Consider the following 15,463-nt stretch of genomic DNA (forward strand, 5'->3'; position numbering starts at 1 on the left):
CGCGAATCCCGCAGCGCGCCAGCGCGGAGGAAAGTCCAATGAGCCAGGCCCCATCCGACCCCCGCGCGCTGTTGCGGCAGATGTTCGACGCCGCGGTCGCCAGCGCCCAGCCGGCGCTGTGCGTACCGCGCTTCCTGCCCGACCTGGCGCAGGTGCGCGGGCGCGTGCTCGTCATCGGCGCCGGCAAGGCCTCGGCCGCGATGGCGCAGGCGGTGGAGTCGCACTGGCGCGGCCGGGGCCTGGAGCGCGTCGAGGGCCTGGTGGTCACGCGCTACGGCTATGGCGCGCCCTGCGAGCGCATCGAGATCGTGGAGGCCGCCCACCCCGTGCCCGATGCCGCGGGCGAGGCCGCCGCGCGCCGGCTGCTCGCCATGGTGCAGGGCCTGGGCGCCGACGACCTGGTGCTGTGCCTGATCTCGGGCGGCGGCTCGGCGCTGCTGCCGCTGGCGGGCGAGGGCCTGACGCTGGCCGACAAGCAGGCCGTCAACAAGGCGCTGCTGGCCAGCGGCGCGAGCATTGCCGAGATGAACTGCCTGCGCCGGCACCTGTCGGCCATCAAGGGCGGGCGCCTGGCCGCGGCCTGCCATCCGGCGCGCGTGCTCACGCTGCTCATCTCCGACGTGCCGGGCGACCAGCTGCCCGACATCGCCTCCGGCCCCACGGTGGCCGACGCCAGCACCTGCGCCGACGCGCTGGCCATCGTGCAGCGCTACGGCATCGCCCTGCCGCCGGCCGCGCGCCGCTTGCTCGAAAGCGGCGCGGGCGAATCGATCAAGCCCGGTGACGCGCGCCTGGCGCGCGCCGAGGCGCGCATCGTCGCCGCGCCGCAAATGGCGCTGGAGGCCGCCGCCGCCGTGGCGCGCGCGGCGGGCGTGGCGCCTTTCATCCTGGGCGACTCGCTCGAGGGCGAGGCGCGCGAGGTCGGCAAGGTGCTGGCCGGTATGGCGCTGCAGGTGGCGCGCCGCGGCCAGCCGGCGCCGGCGCCCTGCGTGCTGCTGTCGGGCGGCGAAACCACCGTCACGCTGCGCGGCCAGGGCCGCGGCGGACGCAACGTGGAGTGCCTGCTGTCGAGCGCCATCACGCTCGACGGCCAGCCGGGTGTCTACGGCATCGCCTGCGACACCGACGGCGTGGACGGCGCCGAGGACATCGCCGGCGCGCTGATCGACCCGACGACGCTGGCACGTGCCTGGGCCGCCGGCCTGCGCCCCAGGGACGAGCTGGCCGACAACAACGGCCACGGCTTTTTCCAGGCGCTGGGCGACTCGGTCGTCACCGGGCCCACGCGCACCAACGTCAACGACTTCCGCGCCCTGCTCGTCACCGGCGTTTGACCCCATCCGTTTGAAGGAGCGCCACCCATGCGCCGCACCCGCAACGCCAAGATCGTCGCCACGCTGGGCCCCGCCAGCAGCGACCCCGCCGTCATCGAGCAGCTGTTCCTGGCCGGCGTCGATGTGTTCCGGCTCAACTTCAGCCACGGCGTGGCCGACGACCACCGCGCCCGCGTGGCGGCGCTGCGAGCCATCGAGCGCAAGCACGGCCGCCCCATCGCCATCCTGGCCGACCTGCAGGGCCCCAAGCTGCGCGTGGGCACCTTCGAGGGCGGGCCGGTGCAGCTGACGGTGGGCCAGGCCTTTCGCCTGCAGCTGGCGCCGATGGCCGGCACGGCGAAGGCCGTCACCCTGCCGCACCCCGAGATCTTTGCCGCGCTGGTGCCCGGCGCCGAGCTGCTGCTGGACGACGGCAAGCTGCGCCTGAAAGTCGAGCGCTGCGACGCCGGCGGCGCCGACACCACGGTGCTGGTGGGCGGCAAGCTGTCCGACCGCAAGGGCGTCAACGTGCCCGGCGTGGTGCTGCCGATTTCGGCGCTGACCGACAAGGACCGGCGCGACCTGGCGGTGGCGCTGGAGCTGGAGGTGGACTGGGTGGCGCTGTCCTTCGTGCAGCGCCCCGAGGACCTGCACGAGGCGCGCGCCTTGATCGGCACGCGCGCGGGCCTGGTGGCCAAGCTGGAAAAGCCCTCGGCCATCGACCGCCTGGAAGACGTTATCGCCGCCACCGACGCGGTGATGGTGGCGCGCGGCGACCTGGGCGTGGAGATGCCGGCCGAAAACGTGCCGCCGCTGCAAAAGCGCATCGTGCGTGCCTGCCGCAAGCTGGGCAAGCCGGTCATCGTCGCCACGCAGATGCTCGAATCGATGATCGAAAGCCCCGTGCCCACGCGCGCCGAGGCCTCCGACGTGGCCGCGGCCATCTACGACGGGGCCGACGCCGTCATGCTGTCGGCCGAATCGGCCAGCGGCAAGTTTCCGCTCGAGGCCGTGCGCATCATGAACCGCATCGTCGAGCGCGTGGAGGCCGACCCGCTGTATCGCCAGTTTCTGGAGGCCTCGCAAAGCGCCAACGTCCCGGGCCAGACCAGCGTGCCCGACGCCGTGTGCTGCGCCATGCGCCGCGCCGTGGCGCTGCTGCGCCCGGCGGCCATCGTCTGCGCCACGCACTCGGGGGCCACCAGCTTTCGCGTCGCGCGCGAGCGCGCCGAAGCGCCCATCCTCAGCCTCACGCCGCAGTTGGCGGCCGCGCGCCGCCTGGTGCTGGCCTGGGGCGTGCATTCGCTGCACGTGAGCGAGGTCACCGAGTTCAACGAGGTGCGCATGCTGGCCGGCGACCTGGTGCGCCGCGAAGGCTTCGGCCAGGCGGGCGACCCCTACGTGGCGATCGCCGGCGTGCCCTTCGGCCAGAGCGGCACCACCAACCTGATGCACATCGGCATCGTCTAGGATGGCCGGGCAAACCATGGACAATCACACTTGATTTCCGTGTCCGCCCCGTCCATGACAGCCCCCGATTGCCGCCTGCATTACCAGACCATCCCCGTCACCCCCTTCCAGCAAAACTGCTCCATCGTGTGGTGCGGGCAGACGATGGAAGCGGCAGTGATCGATCCGGGCGGCGATCTGCCGCGCATCGAGGCCGCGGTGCAGCGCCTGGGGGTTGATTTGCGCCAGATCTGGTTGACGCACGCGCACATCGACCACGCCGGCGGCACGGCCGAGCTGGCGCGCCGCCACCAGTTGCCCATCATCGGCCCCCACGAGGGCGACCAGTTCTGGATCGACGGCCTGGCCGAGCAGGGCCGCATGTTCAGTTTTGCGGCGGCCGAGCCCTTCGTGCCCACGCGCTGGCTGCACGATGGCGACACGGTGCAGGTGGGCCAATGCGTGCTTGATGTTCGCCATTGCCCGGGCCACACGCCGGGGCACGTGGTGTTTCATTCGCCGCAGGCGCAGCGTGCCTTCGTGGGCGACGTGCTGTTTGCCGGCAGCATCGGCCGCACCGACTTTCCGGGCGGCAACCACGAGCAGCTGATCGCCAGCATCCGCCAGCGGCTGTGGCCGATGGGTGATGAGACGGTGTTCATCCCCGGCCACGGGCCCGAGAGCACGTTTGGCCAGGAGCGCAAGACCAACCCCTTTGTCCACGATGAATGAGGCGCGTGGCGCCATGACGCAACCCGCTGCGCCCACCACCCCCGCGCCGGCCGCACCGCCGCGCAAGCGCAGCGCGCTGGAGGTGCTGCGCGGCCTGCGCGAGCCCAAGGTGCTGGTCATGCTGGGGCTGGGTTTTGCCTCGGGGCTGCCGTTTCTGCTGACGGCCAACACCTTTGGCTACTGGCTGCGCGACGAGGGCACCAGCCTGAAGGCGATCGGCTTCATCTCGTGGGTGGGCTTTGCCTATGCCTTCAAGGTGTACTGGTCGCCGCTGGTGGACCGGCTGGACGTGCCCCTGCTGGGCCGCCTGGGCCGGCGGCGCGGATGGATGCTGCTGTCGCAGTTGCTGGTGGTGGCGGGCCTGATCGGCATGGCGTCGGTGGGCGTGTCGGCCGGGCTGGGCGTGATCGGCGCCTTTGCGCTGCTGACGGCCTTTGCCAGCGCCACGCAGGACATCGCGGTGGACGCCTGGCGCATCGAGGCGGCCAGCCACGCCGACGAAGTGGGGCTGCTGACCTCCGCCGCGCAACTGGGCTATCGCGTGGCCCTGCTGATCGCCGACGCCGCCATCATCGCCGCCGCGCAGCGCATCGGCTGGCCGCTGTCGTACGGGGCGATGGCGGTGCTGATGGGCATCGGCATCGTCGCCACCTTTTTTGCCTTCGAGCCGGCGCGTGCCGACGCCGTGCTGCACGCCAGGCCGCCGTTGTGGTCGCGCCGCGGGCTGCTCGACGCCGTGCTGGGCCCCTTCACCGACTTCTTCAAGAAGCACGGCAGCGTGGGCCTGGTGATTCTGCTGGCGGTGGCGCTGTACCGCCTGCCCGATTTCATCATGGGTCCCATGTACAACCCCTTCTATCACGACCTGGGCCTGTCCAAGGACACCGTGGCCGTGGTGCGCGGCACCTTCGGCCTGATCGCCACCTTTGCCGGCCTGGCGGTGGCGGGCCTGTGCGCGCTGCGCATGGGTCTGCTGGGCACGCTGGTGCTCGGCCTGCTGCTGGAGGGGCTGGGCACGGCGGCGTTTGCGCTGCTGCCCGTGGTGCCGGGCGATGCGATGTTTGCGGCCGTCATGTCGCTGGACAGCTTTGCGCAGGCGTTTGCCGGCGTGGCGCTGGTCACCTACATGTCCAGCCTGACCAGCCTGGGCTACACCGCCACGCAGTACGCGATGCTGTCGTCCACCTACGCGCTGCTGGGCAAGTTCCTCAAGGGCTTTTCGGGCGTGGCGGTGGACGCGCTCACGCCCGCGCACGGCTTGATGGGGGCCTACCAGATCGCCTTTGCCGCCACCGGCCTGACGGCCCTGCCGCCCATGCTGCTGCTGGTGCTGCTGTGGCACCTGCGGCGCCCGGTCCGGGCAGCGTGATTTTGAGACAAATCGATGGGTAGCCGGCATGGACAAGGCGCAAGGAGCTATTGATTAAATAGCATTTTATTGAGCTGCGTTCGTTTACCTATCTTTACCCGCGCGACAAGCCCCCGGGCGGTACCTGCCCGATGATGGATGGAACATCAGACTCTCCCGAGCAAACGCATGAGCCCCCGCCCGGCCGCTCCGAAGGGGGCTCATACCGCAGTGCAAAGCACGGAGGTTATTTAATGAGCACCGCCCGCCTGTTGATGATCGAAGACGACGCCCGGCTGGCTGGCATGGTGGGCGAATACCTGCGGCAGTCGGGCTACGTGCTGACCCACGCGGGCGACGGCGAGTCGGGCCTGGCGATGCTGCAGGACGCGCCGGTCGACCTGGTCATTCTCGATCTCATGCTGCCCGGCATCGACGGCCTGGAGGTGTGCCGGCGCATCCGCGCGCTGCCCGGCGAGGACGCGCGCGTGCCGGTGCTGATGCTGACCGCCAAGGGCGACCCGATGGACCGCATCATCGGCCTGGAGCTGGGCGCCGACGACTACCTGCCCAAGCCCTTCGAGCCGCGCGAGCTGCTGGCGCGCATCCGCGCCGTGCTGCGCCGCCGCCAGGGCGCGGCCACGCCCGAGCACCAGCGCATGGGCTTCGGCAGCCTGGAGATCGACCGCGACGCGCGCACCGTCACCGTGGGCGACGTGCCCTGCGAGCTGACCAGCTACCAGTTCGACCTGCTGGTCACGCTGGCCGAGCGCGCCGGCCGCGTGCTCACGCGCGAGCAGATCATGGAAGCGGTGCGCGGGCGTGAGCTGGAGGCGTTCGACCGCTCGATCGACGTGCACATCGGCCGCATCCGCGCCGCCATCGAGCAGGACGTGAAGAACCCCAGGCGCATCGTCACCGTGCGCGGGGTCGGCTACGTGTTTGCCCGCCAGCAAGACTGACATGCCCAACCCCATCGCCGGCAAGCTGTACGTGCGCATCTGGCTCGCGGTGGCCGGCAGCGTGCTGCTGCTCAGCCTGGTGCTGGGCTGGGCCTGGCACCAGGCCGAGCGCGAGCGCGAGCGCGCCCGCCTGCGCCAGCCCCCGCGCGAGCTGGTGGTGCGCAACGAGTCGGGCGAGCGCATCGGCAGCGCGGCGGCGCTGATCCGGCGCGGGCCGGGCCATGGCACCGAGTTTGCCGTCACGCTGGACGATGGCGAAGTGCTCAACCTCGAGCTGGCGCCGCCCCGGCCGTCCGAGGCGCGTGCGGGCCCGCGGGGCGCGCGCCGGCTGCTGACCTGGCTGCGCCCGCCCTATGGCTTCATCGGGATCATCACCCTGGCCGGCCTGGCCGTGATGCTGGGCGTGTTTCCCATCGCCCGGCGTTTGACGCAGCGGCTCGAAGCCTTGCAGCGCGGCGTGCAGCGCTGGGGCGAAGGCCACCTGGGCGAGCGCGTGCCGGCGGCCGGCAGCGACGAGGTGGCCGACCTGGCGCGCCACTTCAACGCCGCGGCCGGGCGCATCGAGGAGCTGATGCAAGGCCAAGCCGCGCTGCTGCAGTCGCAGAAGTCGCTGCTGGCCAATGCGTCGCACGAGCTGCGCTCGCCCTTGACACGCATCCGCATGGCCATAGAACTGATGCCCCCACGCTCCCCTGCTGCGCATGGTGCGCTGCCCCCCGAGGGGGCGCTCGCCGCCTTGGGGCGGCCCGGCGGCGGCGAGGCGGGCGACGCACAGGCCAGTGCGCGAGCCGAGATCCAGCGCAACATCGCCGAGCTGGACCAGCTGGTCGACGAAATCCTGCTGGCCAGCCGGCTGGAAGCGCCGCAGACCGACCTGGGCACGCTGGAGCCGATCGACCTGGTGGGCCTGGTGGCCGAGGAGGCGGCGCGCGTGGATGCCGAGCTGAGCCTGGCGCCCGGCACCGGCGAGGTGCTGGTGCGCGGCGTGTCCAAGCTGCTGCGGCGCGCGGTGCGCAACCTGCTGGAGAACGCCGCCCGCCACGGCCGGCGCGCCGGGCAGCAACTGGCCGTGGACGTGACGCTGTCGGTCGATGGCGCGCAGGCGGTGCTGCAGGTGGATGACCACGGGCCGGGCGTGCCGCCCGGGCAGCGCGAGCGCATCTTCGAGCCCTTCTACCGCCTGCCCGGCGCCAGCGAGCGCGAGGGTGGCGTGGGCCTGGGCCTGGCGCTGGTGCGCTCGATCGCCCAGCGCCACGGCGGCAGCGTGCGCTGCGGCGAGTACCCCGGCGGCGGTGCGCGCTTCACGCTGTGCCTGCCCTTGGCCGATGCAGGCCGCACTGGACGGGTTGAGCATTAATTCACGACCGCCTTGCTTTTGCGCCAGTGTCAGTCGTTTGGGTGACAAATGCTTGGCTATAGTGAACCCAACGCTGCTGTCACGCGTATCTTGGTTCAAGAATGCCGCGCCCGGGAGGAGAGCATTCACACCACCTTGACTTTCCCGCCGCCCTCGAGGCGGCGGCTCTTTTGGCCGGTCCTCGGCGTGTGATCAGCGCGGCGGCTGCCGAAACAGCGCCAGGTATTGTTGGCGCATGCGCTGGCGGTCGAACGTGGCCTGCACGTGGCGCTGGCCGGCGGCGGCGATGCGGGCGCTGCCTTCCGGGTCCCGCAGGCGCTCGGCCAGCGTGTCGGCCAGGGCGGCGGCGTCCTGGTGCGGCACCAGAAAGCCGGTTTCGCCGTGCGTCAGGATTTCCTGCACGCCCTCCACGTCGCTGCCGATGCCGCAGCAGCCCGCGGCCATGCCCTCGATCAGGCCCAGGCCCAGGCCCTCGTAGTGGGTGGCCAGCACGCACAGTCTGACGCGCCCCAGCAGGGCGGGCATGTCGTCCACATGGCCCAGGAAGCGCACCTGATCGGCCACGCCCAGCTCGCGCGCCAGCCGCTCGGCGCGCGCGCGCCAGCTCGACTTGCCCTCACCGGCCAGGTACGCCACCGGGCGCAGCCCCCGCGCCGCCAGCAGGGCGACGGCGCGGATCAGGGTGAAGTGATCCTTCTGCCCGGCAAAGCGCGCCGGCATGACGAGCGCGTCCTCGCGCTCGTCCCAGGGCCGCCCGCCCTGCCAGCGGGCCAGGTCGATGCCGTTGAGCACCACGGTGCAGCGCTCGGCCGGGTGGCCGCGCGCCACCAGCGCGTCGCGCACCGCGCGCGACACGCCGATGATGCGCTCGGTGCGCCGCGCCAGCCACAGCGACTGCCGCAGGCGCCACCAGCCGTAGCGCTCGCGCGTGTTGTGCTCCACCTGGATCAGGCGCGGCACGCCCGCCCACAGGCCGGCGTAGCGGCCCCACAGGTGCTCGCTGAAGCCGTGCGCCACCAGCACGTCGGGCCGCCAGTCGCGGCACAGGCGTATCAGCGCGCGGATGGTGGCCCAGTGCGACCAGCGCGGCACCACCTCCACCTGCAGGCCCTGGGCGCGCAGCTGGGCCACGCGCGGCGCCGGGTCGATCGAGTGGCGCCGGCGCAGCACCAGCAGCGTGTCCTGCCCCGACTGCGGGCCGCACAGGTCGATCGCCACCTGGGTGGCGCCCGAGAAGCCGCCCGAGACGAAGTGCAGCACGCGCAGCGCCGGCGCGGGTGATGCAGCGTGCGCGCCGGGCCCGGTCATTGCTGGGGCTCCGTCGCCGCGCCGGCTGGGCCGCCCGCGCCATGCCAGCTTACTGCCAGCCACAGCGAGACGGTCAGCAAATACATCAGGTTGCCGTTGTTGTGGGCGAACATGACCTGCGTCAGGCCGAAGCCGAGGTAGGCCAGCACCGTGGTCAATCCGCACAGCGCGGCGGCGCGGCGCGCGCGCTGCGCGGGCGTGTCGCCGCCCGCCTGGCGCAGCGCGTGCCCGAACAGCACGCCCGGCACGGCGTAGAACAGCAGCAGGCCCAGCACGCCCAGCAGGCCGCGCTTGGCGAACATGTCCAGCCATTCGTTGTGCGCGTGGTTGTAGCGGATGGCCAGCGCCGGCATGGTGCCCTGTGCCACCGCCGCGCGCTGGCGCTGCTCGTAGCCCAGCTGGCCCACGCCCACCCAAGGCTGCTCCAGGCCGTCGGCCCAGGCCTGGCGCCAGAAGGCCACGCGCAGGCCGACGGACGTGCCCGCGCCCTGTTGCGCCTGCCGCTGCAGCTCGTCGGCGGCCAGCTCGGCGCGCTGCTGCACCACCGGCAGCGTGGCCAGCACGGTGCAGATGGTGGCGGTGACCAGCACGGCGCGCGCCGCCCGCCGCCCCGCCGGCGCGGCACCGGGCGCGCGCTGCAGCCACAGGATCAGCAGCATCAGCGGCGGCAGCATGACCCAGCCGCCGCGGCTGGCCGACGCCAGGCTGGCGAGCAGGCCCATCGCCGCGCCCACCCAGCCGACGAGGGCCTGCGCGCGCGGCGGGCGCTCCTGCAGCACCCAGATGGCGCTGCACAGCCCCAGCAGCAGCGCCAGGTTGCCGAACTGGATGGCGTTGGTGTAGCCCTCGGCCCGCTCCAGGTGCTGCACCTGCAGTTGCCACAGCGCCGTCAGGCCGGCGCCGATGGCGCCCAGCGCGCAGCCCCAGCGCAGGGCGGCGGCCGCGGGGCGGCGCACCAGCAGCGCCGGCAGTATGAGCAGGGCGCCCAGGTACTTGATGCAGCGGTCGAGTCCCAGCGAGTCGGTGATCAGGTGGCCGTTGGCGTCGACGATGTGCATGCTCCACACGCCGCCCATCAGCGCCACCGAGCCGGCCCAGGCCGCCAGCGGCAGCGACCAGCGCACGCGCCCGGCCAGCACGCCGGGCCAGGCCGCCAGCCCGAGCGCCAGCAGCAGCACGGCGCCCAGCGAATAGCCCGAGCGCAGGCCGAGCGACAGCGCCAGCAGCAGGAACGCCGCCGCATTCATCAGGGCCGCGGCGGGCGGGACCCCCTGGAGCAAGGCCATGGGTGCGGCAGACCCCGGCCGCGTCAGTGGTGCGCGTGCGCGTGCACGTGCGCCAGCGCCTGCCCGGGCTGCACGTGGTATTCGGTTCCGCAATAGGGGCACTTGGCGTGGCCGGTCACGCTCAGCTTGAGGAACACCCGCGGGTGGGTGTTCCACAGCTTCATGTCGGCCTTGGGGTTGGGGCAGAAGACTTCGCCGTCGGGCGTCAGGTCGGCGGCCTGCAGTTCGATCACGGGGGCGCTGCGCATGTCGTCGGTACTCCCGCTCAAACCTTGGCCAGCCAGTGGGCGTACTTGGCGTTGCGGCCGTTCACGATGTCGAAGAACGCGCTTTGGATCTTCTCGGTGATGGGGCCGCGCTGGCCGGCGCCGATGGGGATGCGGTCGTACTCGCGGATCGGCGTGACCTCGGCCGCCGTGCCGCTGAAGAACATCTCGTCGGCGATGTAGCACTCGTCGCGCGTGATGCGCTTTTGCACCAGCGGGATACCCAGGTCCTGGCAGATGTGCAGCACGGTGTTGCGCGTGATGCCGTTGAGCGCGCCGGCCGACAGGTCGGGCGTGTACACCGTGCCGTCCTTGACGACGAACAGGTTCTCGCCCGAGCCTTCGCTGACGAAGCCGGACGTGTCGAGCAGCACGGCCTCGTCGTAGCCCTCGTCGGTGGCTTCCATGTTGGCCAGGATCGAGTTGGTGTAGTTGCTGACCGTCTTGGCCTGCGTCATCGTGATGTTGACGTGGTGGCGCGCGTAGCTGCTGGTGCGCACGCGGATGCCCTTCTTCATGCCGTCCTCGCCCAGGTAGGCGCCCCAGGACCAGGCCGCCACCATGGCGTGGATGCGGTTGCCCTTGGGCGAGACGCCCAGCTTCTCCGAGCCGATCCACACCAGCGGGCGCAGGTAGCAGCTCTTCAGGCCGTTGGCGCGCACCACCTCTTTTTGCGCGGCATTGAGCTGCTCGGCGCTGAAGGGCACCTTCATGCGCAAGATCTTGGCGCTGTTGAGCAGGCGCTGGGTGTGGTCTTCCAGGCGAAACACCGCCGTGCCCGTGGCGGTTTCATACGCGCGCACGCCCTCGAAGGCGCCGCAGCCGTAGTGCAGGGTGTGGGTCAGGACGTGGACCTTGGCGTCGCGCCAATCCACCATCTGGCCGTCCAGCCAGATCTTGCCGTCGCGGTCGTCGAGCGAGGGTGCGGGAGTGCTCATGGTTCGGGTCTTCCAGGGGGTGCCAACACGGCGGCGCCGCATGGGGCGTCGGCCACAAGCCACTGATTTTAGGGCAACGTTGAACCAGTCCCTGCAATGGCGTGCGCCCTGATTGGGGATGGGATGCAAGGCGCAAAGCGCAGCGATAGCTGGGGCTATCGCGAGTATTGGCAACGCTGCAGACCACCCCAATCAGGGATGCGCGACGCGTACGGGACTGGTTCGGCGTTGCCTTCACACGTTGCTGAAGAAGCGGCTGCTGGCACGCTGTAAGTGCTGCCGGAGCTTTGGCCGCATGCTGCGCGGCCAGGCTTTTTTTCAATCACCCTGCTGCTGGTCCTTCGCCCCTGCCAGACGCGCGCGGTGTCACAGCCGCTCAGGCTCAGTTCAGGTAGGCGCCAGGCAATTGCGCGTTGCCTGCCACGGCCATGCCCGGGTTCGACGCGCTGCCCGCAGCGGTTGCGGTCTTGCGCGTTGAAGAGGGGCAGGGCTTGCCGGCGCGCTCGAAGGCTTCGGCGATTTCCGGCTTCAGGCACAGGCGGACGCGTGCGGCCACCGTTTCGCCAATGGCTTGCAGGGCCACAGCGTCGTAGCGCGCGTCGCAGCCATCGTCACGCCAGGTTGTGCCCAGGCTCAGGCCGAAGCCAATGCCCTGGGCGCCCGCCGACGACGAGCCCATGCAGGTGCCGTTGGCGGCAGCCAGGGGGGCGGCATAAGCGGTGCTGACCGGATCGCGGGCCTGGGCCTGGTAGGTCACGGTGTCGCCCTGGACGGTCAGCGCGGTGTTGATCACGTTGCCGCCAGAGCTGGAGGTGGCGTGGCTGTTCGCAGTGCCGCCGGTACCACCTGTGCCGCCGTTACCGACGCCGCCTGCACCACCTGCGCCGCCGTTACCGCTGTTGTTCAAAGAGGTGCTGATGGTTTGGGCTTGGGTCTGAGCGGCCTGTTGCGAGCTGCTGGCCGTACCGGTGCCCGTGCCGGGTTCGCCTTGCACGTTCATTGACTCTTGGCTTTGACTTTGACTTTGACTTTGATTGGAGTCGTTGTTGATGACCTGGGCGGACGCCAGGCTGGACAAGGCGAGGCAGGCCAGTGCGGCTGCGATAGCTTTCAGTTTCACGGTTATACTTTCTACGATTTGGAGAGTTGGTTACGTCGATGTACTGGGTCGTCAAGCGCGTCTGACAACGGTTGACGTGACGACAGGACATCGTTGCCTTTGGCCTGGAACAGTCGGTCAAAACGAGTAATTTCGAGCTACTCTGGGTCCGCTATCCAGTGCCACTTGGCGGACGGGCGAAAGTCTAGTGAGCATTTGATGGGACGCAACAATGGGCGCTTCGGAAACTGTGACATAGTTGTTTTCCGATGTGTTTTGTAGTCCGTTCCACTTATTCGAGGGGTAAATTGAAACCCCTGGCAGGCAGCTGAAGTGCCCGCCGTCAAACCCAGACCTGCCTCGTTGGGCGCGTGATCCGGATCGCTGCGGCGATCATGAAAGCCCAAAGACGCATGGGGAGCTCGACCCCAACCGCGCAGGCCTTGGTCTGCGCCCCTTAACGCGTATCGGGCGCTCTGCGAGCACACTTACTCCAGCGAACGCATACGCACCAGGTTGTAGGCAGCCATGTTCAGCACGAACATCGGAGTGACCTTCCTGAGCCCGCGCACCATCACTTGTCGAGCCTGACCGATGGGGTCTTGATCCATCCTGGCTCAGGAGTGGTATTTCAGCCGCCTGTCAGGGCTCGCCCGGGGTTGCGGCGGCGGGCTCGGGGGCCGGGCGCTCCAGCTGCCAGTGGATCAGCTTGCCGCCCTTGAATTCGGCCGTCACCCAGGAGCCGCCCGGGTCGGTCCAGCGGTAGGTCTCGGGGTCGGCGCCGACCTCGGTCAGGGGTTCGCCCAGCGCGCGCGTCAGCGCCAACACCTTGAGCAGCGGCTGGCCGGCGTGCAGCCTGGCGTTGAGCATCACCGCGCTGTCGACGTAGCCCATCGGCCGGTCGGCGGCGCGCCTCATCACCGCCAGGATCTGGTTGTAGTACAGCAGGCCCCACAGCACCAGCGCGCTGCCCACCAGGGCCAGGCCCGACCAGCCCCCCGCGCGCCAGGCGCCGGCGCCCAGGGCCACGGCCAGAAGAATTGCAAGCAGGCGTTGCCAGGTCATGCCGCTATTGTCGCCGGCCGCCGCGGGGCGTCGGATTGCTATCGTAAAAATAGCTGATTGCGCTTGTTTGACGGGGGCGAAAAGCCGATTTGGCTTGAAATCAGGGCTTGGCCGCCGCCCTGGCGTCGGCGATCCACCGGTCGAAGGTCTTCTGGTGCGCCTTGATCCAGCCGTCCACGTGGCGCGCGATGTCGGCCGGCTTGTTGGCGCCGTCGTGCATGGCCTTGTTCTGCGCGTTGATGTCGGCCACCGGCAGCTTCATCTCCGAGAACAGCTTCTTGGCGTCCGGGTGGGCGTCCACGAAGGCGCGGTTGGCCAGGATGCGCTGGGTGTTGACGACGAAGCCGTAGTTCTGGCCGTTGGGCAACTGGGTGTCGAGGCCCTTTTGCTCGCCCGGCAGCGAGGAGAAGGGTACCTGCAGCCAGCTCACGTCCCGGCCCGGCACCAGCACGTTGCTGACCCAGTAGGGCGTCCACGTGTAATAGAAGATCGGCTTGCCCTGCTGGTGACGCGCGATGGTGTCGGCGATCAGCGCCGAGTAGTTGCCCTGCACGTGCGTCACCGTGCCGCGCAGGCCGTAGGCGTCCAGCTGGTGCTCGATCACGCGCTCGCAGCCCCAGCCGGGGTTGCAGCCGGTCAGGTCGGCCTTGCCATCGCCATCGGTGTCGAACAGCTTGGCGATCTTCGGGTCCTTGAACTGCGCGATGTTGGTGATCTTGTATTGGTCGGCGGTCTTCTTGTCGATCAGGTAGCCCTGCAGCGCGCCGGTGGAGTACGCGTTGTCGCGCCACAGCTTGGCGTCGCCGCCGGCGTTCTTGTAGTAGTCGGCGTGCAGCGGGTCCCAGTGGTCGGCCAGGAAGGTGCCGTCGCCGCTGGCGATGGCCAGGTGGGCCGCGGGGTAGTCCACTTCCTTGATCGGCTTGACGTCGTAGCCCAGCTTTTCCAGCGCCTTCATCACGATCTCGGTCTGGAAGGTTTCCTCGGCGATGGTGCTCTTGAGCGGCTGCACGACGACGCCCTGGCCGGGCAAGTCGCCGGCGGCCAGCGCGGGCGTGGCCATGGCGGCCGCGGCCAGGCTGAAGGCGGCCAGCAGGCCGCGTCGGGTGGTGGTGGAGGGGATGGATGTCATGGCAAGGGTCTCCTTGGGGGTACAAAAACAGGGTGGGCCGTCAGGTGCGGGAAGTGGGTGCAGAGGGCGCGGTGGGCGCGGCGGGACGCGCGCCCAGCAGGCGCCGCGCCAGGCCGACCGGCCCGCGCTGGAACCAGCGCTGGCGCTGGCCGCGCCGGGGCTGGCCCATGGTCTGGGTGATGCGGTCGAGCACGATGGCCAGGATCACGATGCCCAGGCCGCCGACGGCCGCCAGGCCCATGTCCAGCCGGCCGATGCCGCGCAGCACCATCAGGCCCAGGCCGCCGACGGCGATCATCGAGGCGATGACGACCATCGACAGGCTCAGCATCAGCGTCTGGTTGATGCCGGCCATGATCGAGGGCATGGCCAGCGGCAGCTGCACCTTCACCAGCAGCTGCCAGGGCGAGGCGCCGTAGGCGCGCGCGGCCTCCACCAGGTCGGGGCGCACCTGGCGGATGCCCAGGTTGGTCAGGCGCACCAGCGGCGGCAGCGCGAAGATGATGGTGACGATGACGCCCGGCACGTTGCCGATGCCGAACAGCATGACGACGGGCACCAGGTAGACGAAGGCCGGCGTGGTCTGCATGGCGTCCAGGATCGGGCGCACCCACTTTTGCGCGCGCTCGCTGCGGGCCAGCCAGATGCCCAATGGCAGCCCGATGACGACGCAAAACAGCAGCGAGGTGAGCACCAGCGACAGCGTCACCATGGCCTCGGGCCAGATGCCCAGCACCGCCACCACCGCCAGCGACACCAGCGTGGCCAGGCCCAGCGCCTTGCCCGCCAGCTGCCAGGCCAGCAGCGCCAGCAGGGCGATCATCACGCCGGTGGGCGGGTACTGCAGGGCCGCCTCCACGCCGCCCAGCAGGGCGTCGACCGGCCCGCGCAGCGAATGCAGCAGCGGCCGAAAGTGCAGCACCAGCCAGTCCAGGCCCTGGTTGATCCCATCCTGCACCGGCAGGCTCCCGTCCCACAACTGGCTCAGGGACCAGCCGTGCCCGGCGGCGGGCGCGGGCACCGGCGCGCTGGCCAGGAAGTCGGTGCCGGGCGCCGGCGTGCCGCCTTGCAGCCAGGCGTCGCCGCCGGGCGCGGGCGGGGCGGCCTGGTAGGGGCTGGCGGCGGCGTCCGCCGTGGCGTAGGGGTTGGCGGCCGCCGGGGTGCCGGCGGCGGCGCTCCAGGGGTCGTTGGCGTTGTCGCTCATGAGGCTT

General features: G+C 70.4%; 14 protein-coding genes. 6 read left to right on the forward strand and 8 right to left on the reverse strand.

From position 1 onward, the window contains the following. The first annotated feature begins 38 nt into the window (after nucleotides 1-38). The 6 genes from H6927_05030 (at nucleotide 39) to H6927_05055 (ending at nucleotide 7,161) form a co-directional block, all read left to right on the forward strand. Nucleotides 39-1,334, forward strand: coding sequence for a glycerate kinase (locus H6927_05030; GenBank protein MCP5217457.1), 1,296 nt, complete (start codon nucleotides 39-41; stop codon nucleotides 1,332-1,334). 27 nt (nucleotides 1,335-1,361) lie between these two features. After that, nucleotides 1,362-2,783 carry a pyruvate kinase gene (gene pyk, locus H6927_05035; protein ID MCP5217458.1) on the forward strand — a complete coding sequence of 474 codons (1,422 nt, stop codon included), beginning with the start codon at nucleotides 1,362-1,364 and terminating at the stop codon, nucleotides 2,781-2,783. Nucleotides 2,784-2,858: 75 nt separating this feature from the next. Further along, on the forward strand, nucleotides 2,859-3,494 hold the full coding sequence (locus H6927_05040) for an MBL fold metallo-hydrolase (protein ID MCP5217459.1): 636 nt from the start codon (nucleotides 2,859-2,861) through the stop codon (nucleotides 3,492-3,494). A 13-nt stretch (nucleotides 3,495-3,507) separates the two neighbouring features. Then, complete coding sequence (locus tag H6927_05045; protein ID MCP5217460.1) at nucleotides 3,508-4,863, forward strand: MFS transporter; 1,356 nt, start codon at nucleotides 3,508-3,510, stop codon at nucleotides 4,861-4,863. Nucleotides 4,864-5,096: 233 nt separating this feature from the next. Then, nucleotides 5,097-5,804, forward strand: a complete 708-nt coding sequence (locus H6927_05050; protein ID MCP5217461.1) for a response regulator transcription factor — start codon at nucleotides 5,097-5,099, stop codon at nucleotides 5,802-5,804. A 1-nt stretch (nucleotide 5,805) separates the two neighbouring features. Further along, nucleotides 5,806-7,161: a HAMP domain-containing protein gene (locus H6927_05055; GenBank protein MCP5217462.1), complete on the forward strand. Its 1,356-nt coding sequence runs from the start codon at nucleotides 5,806-5,808 to the stop codon at nucleotides 7,159-7,161. A 192-nt stretch (nucleotides 7,162-7,353) separates the two neighbouring features. Here the strand turns inward: H6927_05055 and H6927_05060 are convergent, their stop codons facing one another. The 8 genes from H6927_05060 to proW form a co-directional block, all read right to left on the reverse strand. Beyond that, nucleotides 7,354-8,469, reverse strand: coding sequence for a glycosyltransferase (locus H6927_05060; protein MCP5217463.1), 1,116 nt, complete (start codon nucleotides 8,467-8,469; stop codon nucleotides 7,354-7,356). Continuing rightward, nucleotides 8,466-9,755 (reverse strand): O-antigen ligase family protein, encoded by a 1,290-nt coding sequence (locus H6927_05065; GenBank protein ID MCP5217464.1) that lies wholly within the window; start codon nucleotides 9,753-9,755, stop codon nucleotides 8,466-8,468. Before H6927_05065 ends, H6927_05060 begins: the two co-directional genes overlap by 4 nt. Before the next feature lie 23 nt (nucleotides 9,756-9,778). Further along, nucleotides 9,779-10,003, reverse strand: coding sequence for a zinc-finger domain-containing protein (locus H6927_05070; GenBank protein MCP5217465.1), 225 nt, complete (start codon nucleotides 10,001-10,003; stop codon nucleotides 9,779-9,781). Between the two features lie 17 nt (nucleotides 10,004-10,020). Next, on the reverse strand, nucleotides 10,021-10,959 hold the full coding sequence (locus H6927_05075; GenBank protein MCP5217466.1) for a branched-chain amino acid transaminase: 939 nt from the start codon (nucleotides 10,957-10,959) through the stop codon (nucleotides 10,021-10,023). Nucleotides 10,960-11,341: 382 nt separating this feature from the next. Next, nucleotides 11,342-12,079 (reverse strand): hypothetical protein, encoded by a 738-nt coding sequence (locus H6927_05080; GenBank protein MCP5217467.1) that lies wholly within the window; start codon nucleotides 12,077-12,079, stop codon nucleotides 11,342-11,344. Between the two features lie 621 nt (nucleotides 12,080-12,700). Then, entirely contained in the window at nucleotides 12,701-13,123 is a 423-nt protein-coding gene (locus H6927_05085) for a glycerate kinase (GenBank protein ID MCP5217468.1), read from the reverse strand. Nucleotides 13,124-13,223: 100 nt separating this feature from the next. Next, a complete protein-coding gene (proX, locus tag H6927_05090; protein MCP5217469.1) occupies nucleotides 13,224-14,252 on the reverse strand; it encodes a glycine betaine/L-proline ABC transporter substrate-binding protein ProX in 1,029 nt (342 codons plus the stop codon). A 40-nt stretch (nucleotides 14,253-14,292) separates the two neighbouring features. Then, entirely contained in the window at nucleotides 14,293-15,456 is a 1,164-nt protein-coding gene (gene proW / locus H6927_05095; protein MCP5217470.1) for a glycine betaine/L-proline ABC transporter permease ProW, read from the reverse strand. Nucleotides 15,457-15,463: the final 7 nt, after the last annotated feature.

It is taken from the genome of Burkholderiaceae bacterium (assembly GCA_024235995.1).
Taxonomy (GTDB): domain Bacteria; phylum Pseudomonadota; class Gammaproteobacteria; order Burkholderiales; family Burkholderiaceae_C; genus Ottowia.